11 protein-coding genes are annotated in these 13,874 nt (G+C 73.8%); 7 read left to right on the top strand and 4 right to left on the bottom strand.

What is annotated here, in order from left to right:
- The first annotated feature begins 193 nt into the window (after positions 1–193).
- Both ACLJT4_RS33615 and ilvD read left to right on the top strand, forming a co-directional pair.
- Positions 194–1,018 (top strand): sugar phosphate isomerase/epimerase family protein, encoded by an 825-nt coding sequence (locus ACLJT4_RS33615; RefSeq protein WP_411128219.1) that lies wholly within the window; start codon positions 194–196, stop codon positions 1,016–1,018.
- Between the two features lie 164 nt (positions 1,019–1,182).
- Positions 1,183–3,033: a dihydroxy-acid dehydratase gene (ilvD, locus tag ACLJT4_RS33610; protein ID WP_411128217.1), complete on the top strand. Its 1,851-nt coding sequence runs from the start codon at positions 1,183–1,185 to the stop codon at positions 3,031–3,033.
- A 144-nt stretch (positions 3,034–3,177) separates the two neighbouring features.
- Here the strand turns inward: ilvD and ACLJT4_RS33605 are convergent, their stop codons facing one another.
- Positions 3,178–5,448 (bottom strand): protein kinase domain-containing protein, encoded by a 2,271-nt coding sequence (locus ACLJT4_RS33605; protein WP_411128215.1) that lies wholly within the window; start codon positions 5,446–5,448, stop codon positions 3,178–3,180.
- 195 nt (positions 5,449–5,643) lie between these two features.
- On the opposite strand from ACLJT4_RS33605, the gene ACLJT4_RS33600 reads away from it, so the two are divergent.
- Both ACLJT4_RS33600 and ACLJT4_RS33595 read left to right on the top strand, forming a co-directional pair.
- Entirely contained in the window at positions 5,644–6,018 is a 375-nt protein-coding gene (locus ACLJT4_RS33600) for an SH3 domain-containing protein (RefSeq protein WP_411128213.1), read from the top strand.
- Positions 6,019–6,111: 93 nt separating this feature from the next.
- Complete coding sequence (locus tag ACLJT4_RS33595) at positions 6,112–6,639, top strand: hypothetical protein (RefSeq protein WP_038520862.1); 528 nt, start codon at positions 6,112–6,114, stop codon at positions 6,637–6,639.
- On the opposite strand, the gene ACLJT4_RS33590 is transcribed toward ACLJT4_RS33595, so the two are convergent.
- The gene (locus tag ACLJT4_RS33590) at positions 6,636–7,625 is read right to left on the bottom strand and encodes a hypothetical protein (protein WP_411128211.1); all 990 of its coding nucleotides are present in this window, start codon (positions 7,623–7,625) and stop codon (positions 6,636–6,638) included. The genes ACLJT4_RS33595 and ACLJT4_RS33590 overlap by 4 nt on opposite strands.
- A 114-nt stretch (positions 7,626–7,739) precedes the next feature.
- On the opposite strand from ACLJT4_RS33590, the gene ACLJT4_RS33585 reads away from it, so the two are divergent.
- Positions 7,740–8,552, top strand: a complete 813-nt coding sequence (locus ACLJT4_RS33585) for a class I SAM-dependent methyltransferase (RefSeq protein ID WP_411128209.1) — start codon at positions 7,740–7,742, stop codon at positions 8,550–8,552.
- 115 nt (positions 8,553–8,667) lie between these two features.
- A complete protein-coding gene (gene sigJ / locus ACLJT4_RS33580; RefSeq protein WP_411128207.1) occupies positions 8,668–9,618 on the top strand; it encodes an RNA polymerase sigma factor SigJ in 951 nt (316 codons plus the stop codon).
- A gap of 62 nt (positions 9,619–9,680) precedes the next feature.
- On the opposite strand, the gene ACLJT4_RS33575 is transcribed toward sigJ, so the two are convergent.
- Positions 9,681–11,099 carry a M1 family metallopeptidase gene (locus tag ACLJT4_RS33575; RefSeq protein ID WP_411128205.1) on the bottom strand — a complete coding sequence of 473 codons (1,419 nt, stop codon included), beginning with the start codon at positions 11,097–11,099 and terminating at the stop codon, positions 9,681–9,683.
- Between the two features lie 207 nt (positions 11,100–11,306).
- On the opposite strand from ACLJT4_RS33575, the gene proC reads away from it, so the two are divergent.
- Complete coding sequence (gene proC, locus ACLJT4_RS33570; RefSeq protein ID WP_016575333.1) at positions 11,307–12,119, top strand: pyrroline-5-carboxylate reductase; 813 nt, start codon at positions 11,307–11,309, stop codon at positions 12,117–12,119.
- Between the two features lie 142 nt (positions 12,120–12,261).
- Here proC and trpS read toward each other — a convergent pair whose 3' ends face one another.
- Entirely contained in the window at positions 12,262–13,299 is a 1,038-nt protein-coding gene (gene trpS / locus ACLJT4_RS33565; RefSeq protein WP_411128202.1) for a tryptophan--tRNA ligase, read from the bottom strand.
- Between the last annotated feature and the right edge of the window lie 575 nt (positions 13,300–13,874).

The raw sequence follows: 13,874 nt of genomic DNA, 5'->3' as shown, positions 1-13,874 counted from the left end.
TGCGGGGGCGCCGCCGGGGAGCGCGGTGGCGTGCCCCGTCCCCGGCGATGCGGCGGAGATCACATCGCGAGTGGGGATCCGGGACGCCACAGGCGTTGTACGGGGTCTCCGGTGCCACAGGCGTCCCGTCGGGTCGCCGTGGCGGTCCTCACGTCCTGCCCCGTGCGGGAATCCGGCCCGTACGCTGTCCCTCGTGACAGAGCCAGTGGTGCGCATCCCTGACGCGAAGGTCGCGCTGTCCACGGCTTCGGTCTATCCGGAGTCGACGGCGACGGCCTTCGAGATCGCCGCGCGCCTGGGCTACGACGGCGTCGAGGTCATGGTGTGGACCGACCCGGTCAGCCAGGACATAGAGGCGCTCCGCCGGCTCTCCGACTACCACGGCGTGCCGGTGCTGGCCGTGCACGCGCCCTGCCTCCTGATCACCCAGCGGGTCTGGTCCACCGACCCGTGGGTCAAGCTCCAGCGGGCCCGCACGGCGGCGGAGAAGCTGGGGGCGTCCACGGTCGTGGTGCACCCGCCGTTCCGCTGGCAGCGCAGCTACGCGCGGGAGTTCGTCCGCGGCATCTGGCGGATGGAGGGCGAGACGGACGTCCGGTTCGCGGTCGAGAACATGTACCCCTGGCGGTACCGCGACCGCGAGATGCTCGCCTACGCCCCGGACTGGGACCCCACCAACGACGACTACCGGCACTTCACCGTCGACCTCTCGCACACCGCCACCGCCCGCCACGACGCCATGGCGATGGCGGAGCGGATGGGCGACCGGCTGGCCCACGTCCACCTCGCCGACGGCAACGGCTCCGCCAAGGACGAGCACCTGGTGCCGGGGCGCGGCAGCCAGCCCTGCGCGGAGCTGCTGGAGCGGCTGGCCGGCACCGGGTTCGACGGCCACGTGGTCGTCGAGGTCAACACCCGCCGGGCGATGTCCGCCGCCGAACGCGAGGCTGACCTGGCCGAGGCGCTGGCCTTCACCCGCCTCCACCTGGCGTCCCCGACCTGGGTCCCCGGCAAGTAGCCACCCCGCGACGCACCGTCGTGACGAAGGGGGCCGTCCGCACTGCGGTCGGGCATCTCACATACCGGAGACGGTGTCCGGATCTTGGATCAAGAGCGTAATCTCGGGATCAGCTGCCGTATGGCACCGCTGCCGTACGTACGTAACCCGAGGGAGTGACCATCGTGCCCGAGCTGAGGTCCCGCACCGTTACCCATGGCCGCAACATGGCGGGCGCCCGCGCCCTTATGCGGGCATCGGGCGTAGCGAGCGAGGACATCGGCAAGCCGATTGTCGCGGTCGCCAACTCCTTCACCGAGTTCGTGCCCGGCCACACCCACCTCGCCCCCGTCGGCCGGATCGTCTCCGACGCCATCCGGGCCGCCGGCGCGGTGCCCCGCGAGTTCAACACCATCGCCGTCGACGACGGCATCGCGATGGGCCACGGCGGCATGCTGTACTCCCTGCCGTCCCGCGACCTGATCGCGGACTCGGTCGAGTACATGGTCGAGGCGCACTGCGCCGACGCGCTGATCTGCATCTCCAACTGCGACAAGATCACCCCGGGCATGCTGATGGCCGCGATGCGGCTCAACATCCCGGTGGTCTTCGTCTCCGGCGGCCCGATGGAAGCCGGCCAGGCCACCCTCGTCGACGGCACCGTCCGCAAGCTGGACCTGATCGACGCGATGGTCGACGCCGCCAACGACAGCATCTCCGACGCCGACGTGCTGCGGATCGAGGAGAACGCCTGCCCGACCTGCGGCTCCTGTTCCGGCATGTTCACCGCCAACTCCATGAACTGCCTGACGGAGGCCATCGGCCTCTCGCTGCCCGGCAACGGCTCGGTGCTCGCCACCCACACCGCCCGCCGCGCCCTCTACGAGAACGCCGGCCGCACGGTCGTGGAGATCACCAAGCGCTACTACGAGGACGGCGACGAGTCCGTCCTGCCGCGCAACATCGCCACCCGCGCCTCCTTCGAGAACGCCATGGCCCTCGACATCGCCATGGGCGGCTCGACCAACACGATCCTGCACCTGCTGGCCGCCGCCCAGGAGGCCGGCCTCGACTACGACCTCACGGACATCGACGCCGTCTCCCGCCGCGTCCCGTGCCTGGCCAAGGTCGCCCCGAACGTCGCCCCCGGCGGCACGTACTACATGGAGGACGTGCACCGCGCCGGCGGCATCCCCGCCATCCTCGGCGAGCTGTACCGCGGCGGCATGCTCAACGAGGACGTGCACTCCGTGCACTCCGCCACCCTCGCCGAGTGGATCAAGACCTGGGACGTGCGCGGCGGTTCGCCGTCCGCCGAGGCCGTCGAGCTGTGGCACGCCGCCCCCGGCTGCCAGCGCTCGGCCAGCGCCTTCTCGCAGTCCGAGCGCTGGGAGACGCTCGACGTGGACGCCGCGGGCGGCTGCATCCGCTCCGTCGAGCACGCCTACTCCAAGGACGGCGGCCTCGCCGTCCTCCGCGGCAACATCGCGGTCGACGGGAGCGTGGTGAAGACCGCCGGCGTCGACGAGTCCATCTGGACCTTCGAGGGCCCGGCGGTGGTCTGCGAGTCCCAGGACGAGGCCGTCGACAAGATCCTCGGCAAGCAGGTCAAGGAGGGCGACGTCGTCGTCATCCGCTACGAGGGCCCCAAGGGCGGCCCCGGCATGCAGGAGATGCTCTACCCGACGTCGTTCCTCAAGGGCCGCGGCCTGGGTAAGACCTGCGCGCTGGTCACCGACGGCCGGTTCTCCGGCGGCACCTCCGGCCTCTCCATCGGCCACGCCTCCCCCGAGGCGGCCTCCGGCGGCACCATCGCCCTGGTCGAGGACGGCGACCGCATCCGCATCGACATCCCCAACCGCTCGATCGAACTCCTCGTCAGCGACGAGGAGTTGGCCGCACGGCGCGAGGCGCTCGGCGGCGTCTACGCCCCGAAGCAGCGCGAGCGCAAGGTCTCGGCGGCCCTGCGCGCCTACGCGGCCATGGCCACCAGCGCGGACAAGGGCGCGGTGCGGGACGTGAGCAAGCTCGGCTGACCGCCGTGACGCCACTGGCCGCCCCCGCGCTCGCGTCGGGGGCGGCCGGTTTTTTGTCGGCGTGCGGTGCCGGCGTGCGGTGTTGGCCTGCGATGCCGGCGGACGGTGTCGGCGCGGCGTGAGGGACCGGGCCGGACGCGGCGCCTACCAGGTGCCCGGGTCGGCCGTCGGCACGCCGAAGACCGTGCCGTCCGGGGACGCCGCGTAGACGCGACCGTGGGCCGGGTCCAGCGCGGGGGCCGGGACGGCCTGGAGGAAGCCGTTGTGGCGGGCGGCGGACAGCCGGGGCCGGGTCTGGCCCAGGAGGGCGCCGGTGGCGGTGTCGACGGCGAGCAGCCGGCCGTCGGCGGCGGTGAAGAAGAGGTGGTTGCCGCTGATGACGGGGGACGACCCGCGGCTGACCGAGGTCTCGGTGTCCCACCTGCGGTCGCCGACCGCCTGGAGGGCGCCGCCCTCCGCCAACAGGTACACCGTCTCGCCGTGGACGGCGGCGGCCCCCCCGCGCAGCGGCGCGGCCAGCGGCAGCGTGCGGGTCCGGCGGGTGGCCGGGTCGTAGCGGAGCACGCCGGTGACGTCGCCGTCGTAGGTGGGGTCGCCGACGGTGAGGAAGAGCGCGCCGGAGGCGCTGGGGCCGGCCAGGGCGAGGGTGCCGGGGAGTTGGTGGGACCAGCGGACCGTGCCGTCGGACGGGTCGAGGGCGGTGAGCCGGGTGGCGAGGGCCGGGCCGGTGGTGAGGGCTTCGGCGGCGTAGGCGGTGCGCGGGTCGCCGTAGGTGCGGAACCGGGGGAGGCGGTGGCCGGGGAAGCGCTTGCGCCACCGCTGGGCGTGGGTGGTGGTGTCCAGAGCGGTGACGGTGCCGTCGGCGGCGGTCAGGAGGATGCGGTCGGCGACCACCGCGGCGCCGCCCTCGTAACGGGAGACGTCCAGGCTCCAGCGGCGCGCGCCGTTGCCGCGCGGCGCCGGGTCGAGGGCCAGCAAGCGTTTGCCGTCGGCGGTGAAGACGTAGAGGAAGCCACCGGAGAGGACCGGGGCGGTCGGGGAGATCGCCTCCGGGCCCGCCGGGGGACCCTCGTGACGCCAGGTCACCGTGCCGGAGTCGGGGGAGAGGCGGGCGGCGGGGAGCCCGGACTGGCCGCAGAAGACGGCGCCGGCACCGGCCGTGCAGTACGGCATCTCGGCGTCGTGACCGGAGGGACGCTCGACGATCGTGGTGCGCCAGGGATGGAAGGCGACGCGCGGGGTGCGCGGGGCGTGGGTCTGCAGGGCCGGGGCGTCCCCGCCCGTGGTCAGGAACCCGAGGGTGGCGCCGGACCCGACCACGACGGCGAGGGCGGCGGCCCACAGCAGTCGGCGACGACCCGCGCACGGCGCCGGGGCGGCCTCCTGGGTCCCCTCGGACGCGACCGGCGGGGGCGGCGGGCCGGCCGGAGCACGGGCCGCGTCCGGGGTGCGGGCGCGGACGTGGGTGGTCTCGGCGCGCGCGGCGGTCTCGGCGCGGACCGGCTGGCGCTGGGCGGGTATCCGGGCGCCGGGGACCGTCTCGGGCAGCGCCTCGCCACGGGTCGGCCGGGTGGCGGGCAGCGTCATCGGCGCGTCCGTGCGCAGCAGTTGCATGAGCCGGTCCGGCGTCGGACGGTCCGCCGGGTCCTTCGCCAGGCAGCTCTCGATCAGCGGCACGAGCGCGTCCGGCACGTCCGACAGGTCGGCCTCGTCGTGCACCACCTGGTAGGCGACGAGGTACGGGCTCTCGGAGTCGAACGGGCCGCGGCCGGTGGCGGCATGCACCAGCACCGAGCCGAGCGCGAAGACGTCCGCGGCGGGGCCGACCTCGCGCGGGCGCTGGAACTGCTCGGGGGCCATGAACGGCGGCGTGCCGATCAACTTCCCGGTCTCGGTGCGCATCTCGCTGTCGGACGGCCGGGAGATGCCGAAGTCGATGACCTTCGGGCCGTCCGCGGCGAGCAGCACGTTGCCGGGCTTGAGATCGCGGTGGACGACGCCCGCGCGGTGGATGTCGCGCAGCGCCTCGGCGAGGCCCGCGCCCAGCCGCCGCACCTCGCCGGGTGTCAGCGGGCCGTTCCGCTTGACGTGTTCGGCGAGGGTCGGGCCGGCGATGTGGAGGGTCGCCATCCAGGGGCGCTCGGCGTCCGGGTCGGCATCGACGACGGGCGCGGTGAAGGCGCCGCTGACCCGTCGGGCGGCGGCCACCTCCTGCCGGAACCGGCCGCGGAACTCCGGGTCTTGGGCGAAGTCGGCGTGGATGACCTTGATCGCGAGCGACAGCCCGGAGGAGGACCGGGCCAGATGGACCACGCCCATTCCCCCGGAGCCCAGCCGCGCCTCCAGACGGTAGTGCCCGGCGTACTCCGGACGCTCCGCTTCCGGGCCGAGCCCGGAATCGCGCAGCGGCGGCATCGATCCACCCCCGTGTCTTCCCCGTGTGAAGCGCCCTGCGGATTCGGACGCAGGTGCGACGCGCGGAGCCTAGTCCATGGTGCGTGCCGGACGGGTGAGGCTTGCTAGCGTGCGCGTCGTGGGCGTCGAACGGGCGCCCGGACACGCACCGTCGGCCACGACGGGCAGCCATCCAGCACACGGGGGGACATCGAAATGACCACACAGGACGGGCCGGCGCGCACCGGCACCGCACCGCAGCCCGCCGACGCCGACGCCGGCGCCGGGGACCTGGCCACCGAGGCGGCACCGGCCGCGTTCGGCGCGGCGCTCGCCGGCGCCGCGACGTACCCCGTCGCGCCCGGCTACCGCGTCAACGTCCGACAGGGCGCCGGCACCAACACCCCGCTCGTGCGCCAGCTGCCCGCGGGCGCCCGGGTCCAGATCCGCTGCCAGCAGCGCGGCCAGTGGGTCGTCGGCCCCTACGGCACCTCCAACCTCTGGGACAACATCGGGCCCGGCGAGTACGTCTCCGACTCCTACGTCCACACCGGCAGCAGCGGCATGGTCGCGCCCGGCTGCCTGAGCTGACCCGCCGGCGCCCGCACCGCACGGTCGGCGCCCGCACCGCACGGTCGGCGCCCGCACCGCACGGTCGGCGGGCCACCGGGGATAATCGACGCCATGAGCGACGCGCAGCACACGGCGGCCCCGGGCGGCCCGGAACCGGACGAGATCCGTTTCTTCGGCACCTCCTGGGTCGAGCACGACGGCGGCTACGCGCTGCGCCGGGCCGGTGTCGCGGTCGGCTCCCTGGTGCTCGCCGCGGCCGGGGCGCTGGTGCTGCGGTTCGCCTTCCAGGGGCTGGAGATCGCCGCGGTCGGCTCGTTCGTCAACGTCCTGGTGGTGGCCGGCTTCGCGATCTGCAGCGCGCTGGCGTTCCGCCGCACCTGGGACGGGTTCGTGCGCCGCCCCGGCCCGGCAGCCGACAGCGGCGCCGAGCGCTCGATGCAGAGCCTGATGCTCATCGGCTTCATCGGCACGCTGCTCGCCTACTTCTGCCGCAGCCTGGCCGAGGCGCCCGGGGAGAAGCTCCGCCGCGCCGAGTACGCGGCGGCGCGCGAGCGGTACGCCCGCCGCCGGGAGACCCGTGCCGGGAACCCGGCGGCGCGCAAGCCCAAGCCGAAGGGCACCGGGAAGAAGCGCCGTTAGGGCGTGCCCCGGCCCGCCGCCGCGCCGGTCCCGCCGTCCCGGGCGGCGGCGTAGCGTTCGGCCATCGCCCGGAACACCGCCCGCGGCTCCCAGCGCGCCTCCGCGTCGACCATCCGCACCACGCCGTACGAGGAGAGGTCCGCGTCCCGCGTCACCTTGCCGAACCCGGCGAAGGTGAACCACAGCGCGGTGTCGACGCCCTCCGCCTCGAAGGCGTCGAGGAGCTCGGTGAAGTACCGCACCTGCTCACCCTCGTCCGGCACCGCGTCGGCCGGCGGCTGCCACGCCATGCCGCCCCGTGCGCCCGCGCCCTCGTACGGGCAGGTGCCGAACTCGGTCACCGCGACCGGCTTGCCGTGCGCGGCGTGCCCGCGCAGCTCCTCCCGGAACGTGTCGGCGTTGAACGCGGCCCGGTAGGCGTCCACCCCCACCAGGTCGAACGGCGTCCAGTCGATCGCCTCCCAGGGCCCGGAGGCGTAGCCGACCCGGCCCCCGAAACGCACCCGGACCACCCCGACCACCTCGGCGAGGAAGGCGTTCAACCGCTCCACCACCGGGCCGAGCGACAGCCACCAGTCCAGGTCGGCGGTGGCCATCGCGTGCAGCCGGTCGGCGTAGGTCTCCCCGGGGATGAAGCCCGAGCCGAACGCGCTCAGTTCGCACCCGGTGACGAAGACCACCTCGGCCCCGGACCGCCGGACCCGCTCCGCCCGTTCGGCGCACTCCGCGAAGAACGGCAGCATCTCGTCGGGCGCGAGGTCCACGGGGAACGGCGCGAACCACACCTCCAGCCCGGCCTCGGCCGCGCACCGCGCCGCCACCTCCAGCCGCTCGGGCCGCCCGCCGGAGATCCGCACCGCATCGCAGTGCAGCTCCCGGGCGATCACCGCCATGTCCCGGCGGACCACCGACGCCGTGAAGTCCTTCCGCGAGAGCTGGTCCACCGGCAGGAACCCGGTGTCGTAATTGATGCCGCGTGCGCGCATGGTGTTCGTCCTTCCTTCCCCCTCGGAGGGCCGCCGTCCGGAAGCGGCCCGGCCCGCCCGGCCATTCTCCGGGAACGGGCTGCGGATCCCGCGTTTCCGGGCAGGATCCCGGTCATGACGCCCCCGCAGCCCGCCACGCCCCCCGAGCCGCCGCGGCCCCCCGACCACGCCACCCTCGCCCGGGCCTTCGACGCGGTCGCCACCCAGTACGCGGCCGCCCGGCCGGGCTACCCGCCGGCGCTCTTCGACGCGGTCGAGGAACTGGCCGGGCGGCCGCTGGCCGGGGCCCGGGTGCTGGACGTCGGCGCCGGCACCGGCATCGCCAGCGCACTGCTGCGCGCCCGCGGCGCGCGGGTCACGGCCGTCGAGCCGGGCGCCCGGATGGCCGCCGCGCTCCGCACCGCACACCCCGGTGTCCCGCTCGTCCGGGCCGTCGGCGACGCCCTGCCGTTCGCCGACCGGGCCGCCTTCGACCTGGTCAGCTACGCACAGGCATGGCACTGGACCGACCCGGCCCGCTCGGTCCCGGAGGCCCTGCGGGTGCTGCGGCCGGGCGGCGCGCTGGCGCTCTGGTGGAACGTGCCCGACCCGGACGCCCCGTGGGTCGCCGCCCAGGAGGCCCGGATCGCCCGCCGCCTGTTCGGCTACCACGCCCACGACGTCGCGGCGGACGCCGCCGACCTGATCCGCGGCCTGGGACGGGGGCTGCACCCGCAGTCCCGGGCGCTGCGCTGGACCCGCACCGTCCCGCTCGCCACCCACCTGGCGATGCTCGGCAGCCGCTCGTACTTCGCGGCGCTCGGCCCGGCGGCCGCCGCCCCCGTCCTCGCGGACGAACGGGCCGCCCTCCTGGAGGTCTTCCCCGACGGCCTGGTCGAGGAGGCGTACGCCCTCGCCCTCACGGTCACCCGGCGCCCGGCGCCCTGAGCCGCCGGCACCGGCGCACCTCGACCCGGCACCCTCCGCCGCGTAGCGTCGTCCCCGTCCCGGCGGCCGCCGGCGAACGCGCCGCGGCCCGGGACCAGGGAGGCGGGAGCACACGATGACGGAACGGGGAGACGGACCGGCCGACGCGCCGGTCCGGTCCGGTCGGCTGGCGCAGTTCGAAGAGGTGCGGGGGCGACTGTGGGGCGTGGCGTACCGGATCACGGGGACGGTCAGCGACGCCGATGACGCGGTGCAGGAGACCTGGCTGCGCTGGCAGTTGCTCCCCGACGAACCGCCGGTTCAGAACCCGCGCGCCTTCCTCACCACCGTGGTGAGCCGGATCTGCTACGACCTGCTGGGGTCGGCCCGGGCACGCCGCGAGACGTACGTGGGGCCGTGGCTGCCGGAGCCGGTGCTCGACGGCGCGCCCGGCGCCGGCCGCACCGCCCTCCTCGAAGGCCCCGAGGACCGGGTGACCCTGGACGAGTCGGTCGGCATGGCGCTGCTCACCGTCCTGGAGCGGCTCACCCCGGCCGAACGCACCGCGTTCGTCCTCTACGACGTCTTCGCCGTGCCGTTCCCGGAGATCGCCGAGGCGGTCGGCCGCACCCCGGAATCGGTGCGGCAGCTCGCCTCGCGCGCCCGCCGCCGGGTCCGGGCCGAGGCGCCGCGGCGCACCGTCGACCGGGGCGAGCACCGGCGCACCGTGGAGGCGTTCCTGACGGCCGTCGCCGGCGGGGACTTCGAGGGGCTGCTGGCCGTCCTCGACCCGGAGGTGGTGTGGCACTCGGACGGCGGCGGCAAGGTCTCCGCGGCCCGCCGCCCGGTGCTCGGCCGCGACAAGGTCAGCCGCTACCTCCGGGGCCTGCTCACCCGCTTCGACACGGCGACCATGCGGCTGGCGGTCCGGGACGTCAACGGCGCCCCGGGAATGGTCTTCGCCGACGCGTCGGAGGAGTACCCGGCCGGCGTCTTCGCCTTCACGGTGCACGACGGGCTGATCACCGAGGTGCATGCGGTCGTCAACCCGGACAAGCTCCGGCACCTGGACTTCGGGGACCTGTGAACGCCGCCCGCCCGGCGGGGACCGCGCACCGGCCCGGCCGGGCCCCCGCGGTCCCGCCGGGCTCAGGCGGCGTCGTACTCCCAGTCCGGCTGCCCCTCGCCGAAGAGCCAGTCGTCGAACAGGTCGGTGAGGTCCTCGTCGGTGCGGGCCTGACAGAAGGCGATGAAGTCCTCGGTGTCGGCGTTGGCGTGCCGGTACTTCGCGGGCCACTCCTTGAGGATCGAGAAGAACGTCTCGTCCCCGACCGCGTTGCGCAGCTGCTGGAGCACCATCGCGCCGCGCTCGTAGACCGGCGTCGCGGTCACGTCCGCCGCGCTCTCCGGCTCGCCCGGCGGGAAGTCCCAGCGCTCGTGGTCCTCGTCGCCGTCGTAGAGCGCGTCGAACTGCTCCTGCGGGGACCGGCCGCCCTCGTGCTCCTCCCACAGCCATTCGGCGTAGGTCGCGAAGCCCTCGTTGAGCCAGGTGTCCCGCCAGGTCTTCGGCGTCACCGAGTCGCCGAACCACTGGTGGGCGGTCTCGTGCACCACCGTCGCGGTGTCCGGCGCGCCGGCGTACACCGGTTTGGTCTGGGTCTCCAACGCGCCCCAGTCCACCCGGTCCGGGGTGTGGTCCACGATCGCGCCCGCCGACGCGAACGGGTACGGGCCGAACAGCTCCGCCGCCCACGCCAGGATCTCCGGCAACCGGGACAACGGCTTCCGGCTGGCCGCGGCCTCCTTCGGGTCCACCGCGACGTAGACCGGCAGCCCCTGCGGCGTGCGGGACTCCTGGACGTCGAACGTCCCGATCGTCGCGGTGGCGAGGTAGCTGGCCATCGGCTCCGCGCTGTGCCACTCGTAGGTGGTGCGCCCGCCGGTGGTCCGCTTGGACCGCAGCTGCCCGTTGGCGACCGCGGTGTAGCGCTCCGGCACCGTGATCCGGAAGTCGTAGGCGGCCTTGTCGCTGGGGTGGTTGTTGCCGGGGAACCACGTCATCGACCCGGCCGGCTCCCCGGCGACGAACGCGCCGTCGGCGGTCTTGACCCAGCCCTCCACCGCCCCGTCCGCGTCCCGCATCTCCTGCGGCGTGCCGCGGTAGCTGACGGTCGTCCGGAACGTGTCGCCCTTGCCTATGGCGGCCGCCGGCCGGACCACCAACTTGTGTCCCTTGCGGCTGAACTCCGCGGCCCGGCCGTCCACCCGGACGCCGGTCACCGTCATCCCCTGGAGGTCGAGCTGGAAGGACCGCAGGACAGCGCCGGCCTTCGCGGTGATCGCGGCGCTGCCGTCCAGGTGCCGCTCGGCCACGTCGTAGTCGAGGTCGAGCCCGTAGTGGCTGACGCGGTAGCCGCCGTTGCCCAGCGCCGGGAAGAGCGGGTCGGCCAGCCCGCCGCCGCCCGCTGCCCCTTTGACCGCCGTGCCGCCGGACGTGCAGGAGGACAGCAGCAGGGCGACGGACAACGCGGCGACGGCACCGCATCTGCGCAGAGGACGGCGTGGCACGGCACTCCTCGGGCCTGGGACGGACACGAACACAAGTTCCCCGACCATACGGGCATTTCCGTCGCACCGACCCACCACTTCCGGCTACGGCTGCACCGGGCGCCGCGCCCGCGCCGGCTGACCGCTCCGTGGACACCCCGACACGCCGCCGCCCGGCGGTGCGAGGATGGCCCCGAACCGACCAGGCACCACCGGCGAGGTGAACGCATGACCCAGAAGGTCGCCGTACTCGGCACCGGAAAAATCGGCGAGGCCCTGCTCAGCGGCATGATCCGCGGCGGTTGGGCGCCCTCCGACCTGCTGGTCACCGCCCGCCGTCCGGAGCGCGCCGAACAGCTCCGCACCCGTTACGGCGTCGAAGCGGTCAGCAACGCCGAGGCCGCCAAGGCCGCCGACACCCTGATCCTCACGGTCAAGCCCCAGGACATGGGGACCCTGCTCACCGAACTGGCGCCGCACGTCCCCGCCGACCGCCTGGTTATCAGCGGTGCCGCCGGCATCCCGACCGCCTTCTTCGAGGAACGGCTGACCGCCGGTACCCCGGTCGTCCGGGTCATGACGAACACCCCGGCCCTGGTCGACGAGGCGATGTCCGTCATCTCCGCCGGCACCCACGCCACCGCCGCGCACCTCACCCTCGCCGAGGAGATCTTCTCCACGGTCGGCAAGACCCTGCGCGTCCCGGAGTCCCAACAGGACGCCGCCACCGCCCTCTCCGGCTCCGGCCCGGCCTACTTCTACTTCCTCGTCGAGGCGATGACCGACGCCGGCATCCTGCTCGGGCTGCCCCGCGACAAGGCCCACGACCTGATCGTCCAGGCCGCCATCGGCGCCGCGGTGATGCTCCGCGACAGCGGCGAACACCCCGTCAAGCTCCGCGAGAACGTCACCTCCCCCGCGGGCACCACCATCAACGCCATCCGGGAACTGGAGAACCACGGCGTCCGCGCCGCCCTGATCGCCGCCCTGGAAGCCGCCCGCGACCGCAGCCGCGAACTGGCCACCGGCACCGGCAACTAGCCCCCACCGGGCCACACCCCAGGCACGCCGACGCAACGGGAATACCGCCCGACCCCGCCACCGTTGTGGATCCCGTAGGGGGCCCTGCCACCCCCTACGGGATCCGTTCCCCTCCCCCCTACGGGACTGCGGACTACGGGGCCTACGAGCCCACGGGCAACAACCCCACCGCCTCGTACGCCGCGTCCACCCGCGGCCTGGCCATCGCCCTCGCTCGCTCCGCCCCGGCCCGCAACACGCCGTCGACGTACCCCGGGTCGGCCGCCAGCTCCGCGTGCCGCTTCCGCACCGGCCGCAACAGCTCCACCACGGCCTCCGCCACGTCCCGCTTGAGCGCCCCGTACGACGCGTAGCCCGCCGCCAGCCCGGCCGGATCGGCCTCCGCCCGGCACGCCGCCAGCACCTCCAGCAGGTTCGCCACGCCCGGCCGCTCGTCCCGGTCGTACACCACGTCCGACCCGCCGTCCGTCACGGCCCGCAGCACCTTGCGCCGCACCACGTCCGGCTCGTCCAACAGATGGACGACCCCGGCACCGCCGTCCCGCACGACCGTCCCCTTGCCCATCTTCGAACGGGGATCCTGCAGGTCCATCACCCGCGCCGCCACCGGCGGCCGCGTCGCCCGCGGCACCACGAACACCCGCCCGTACCGTCGGTTGAACCGCACCGCCAGATTCCGCGTCAGCTCCACGTGCTGCGCCTGGTCGTCACCCACGGGCACCTCGTCCGTCCCGTACGCGAGGATGTCCGCCGCCATCAACGCCGGATACGTCAACAGCGACAGCCGCACGCCCGCCGACTCCTCCCGCGCGGCCTTCTCCTTGAACTGCACCATCCGCCGCATCTCACCGACGCTGGCGGTGCACTCCATCAGGTACGCCAGTCGCGCGTGCTCGTCCACATGGCTCTGCACGAACACCGTGCACCGCTCCGGATCGAGCCCCGCCGCCAACAACAAGGTCGCCGCCTGCCGACTGAGCCTGCGCACCCGCGCCGGATCGTGGTCCACGGTCAGTGCGTGCAGATCCACCACGCAGAACAGCGCATCCGCACGGTGCTGGTCCGCCTCGACCCACCGCCGCACCGCCCCGAGGTAGTTCCCCAGCGTCAGGTGCCCCGTCGGCTTCACCCCGCTGAACACCCGCGCGGCCGCGCCCGCCGTCTCGACCTTCTCGTTCATCCGTCCCTCACTCTCGCCGGGACCGCCGCTCACACCGGCCGGTGACGAAGGAGAAACGCAAACGGCCGCCGAAGCGGCGGCCGTGGTCATGCATGCGCTACAGGTGCGGCCGCCGTCAGGCGGGCCACCACAGCTGTACGAGCACATGCGCGGTCATGCCCCTCAACGTACCGGCCGACCCGGCCTCCCGCACGGGTTTGATGCACCCCATCCGCTCGTGTAGTGTTCTCCGAGTTGTCACGGAGCCGTTGGCCCCGTACAGCCATCCCGCCGCATCGCGGCACCTCACTACTGCACGGCTCCTCAACGGGATCGAATTTCGCATGCCGAAATTCATTCCGGGCGTCTGATTAGGCGTCACCGAGGAATTCCGCTAACGTAGTGAACACCCCGCCGACGGGAATCGGATCGAAATTCGAACCGCTCGCAACTCGCTGAGATGCGGACCGGAACGGAAAGAAGATCTGATAAAGTCGGAAAGGTCGAGAAGCGAAAGTGAATCGGCCGGACCCCGCTCCAGCAGGGGGCCAGAGACGGAAACGGATCTGGTAAGGTTGGAACCGCGAGAAAGCCGA

It is taken from the genome of Streptomyces sp. x-19, from assembly GCF_046549115.1.
GTDB classification, from domain to species: Bacteria; Actinomycetota; Actinomycetes; order Streptomycetales; family Streptomycetaceae; genus Streptomyces; species Streptomyces albulus_C.
Note: the sequence above shows the minus strand (reverse complement) of the source record. Positions and strands in the feature narration are given on the sequence as shown.

Coding starts and splice junctions, on each gene's coding strand:
- ACLJT4_RS33590 (WP_411128211.1), bottom strand. CDS start 7,625: ATGCGCGCACGCGGCATCAATTACGACACCGGGTTCCTGCCGGTGGAC.
- ACLJT4_RS33605 (WP_411128215.1), bottom strand. CDS start 5,448: ATGCCGCCGCTGCGCGATTCCGGGCTCGGCCCGGAAGCGGAGCGTCCG.
- ACLJT4_RS33585 (WP_411128209.1), top strand. CDS start 7,740: ATGACGCCCCCGCAGCCCGCCACGCCCCCCGAGCCGCCGCGGCCCCCC.
- trpS (WP_411128202.1), bottom strand. CDS start 13,299: ATGAACGAGAAGGTCGAGACGGCGGGCGCGGCCGCGCGGGTGTTCAGC.
- sigJ (WP_411128207.1), top strand. CDS start 8,668: ATGACGGAACGGGGAGACGGACCGGCCGACGCGCCGGTCCGGTCCGGT.
- ACLJT4_RS33595 (WP_038520862.1), top strand. CDS start 6,112: ATGAGCGACGCGCAGCACACGGCGGCCCCGGGCGGCCCGGAACCGGAC.
- ACLJT4_RS33600 (WP_411128213.1), top strand. CDS start 5,644: ATGACCACACAGGACGGGCCGGCGCGCACCGGCACCGCACCGCAGCCC.
- proC (WP_016575333.1), top strand. CDS start 11,307: ATGACCCAGAAGGTCGCCGTACTCGGCACCGGAAAAATCGGCGAGGCC.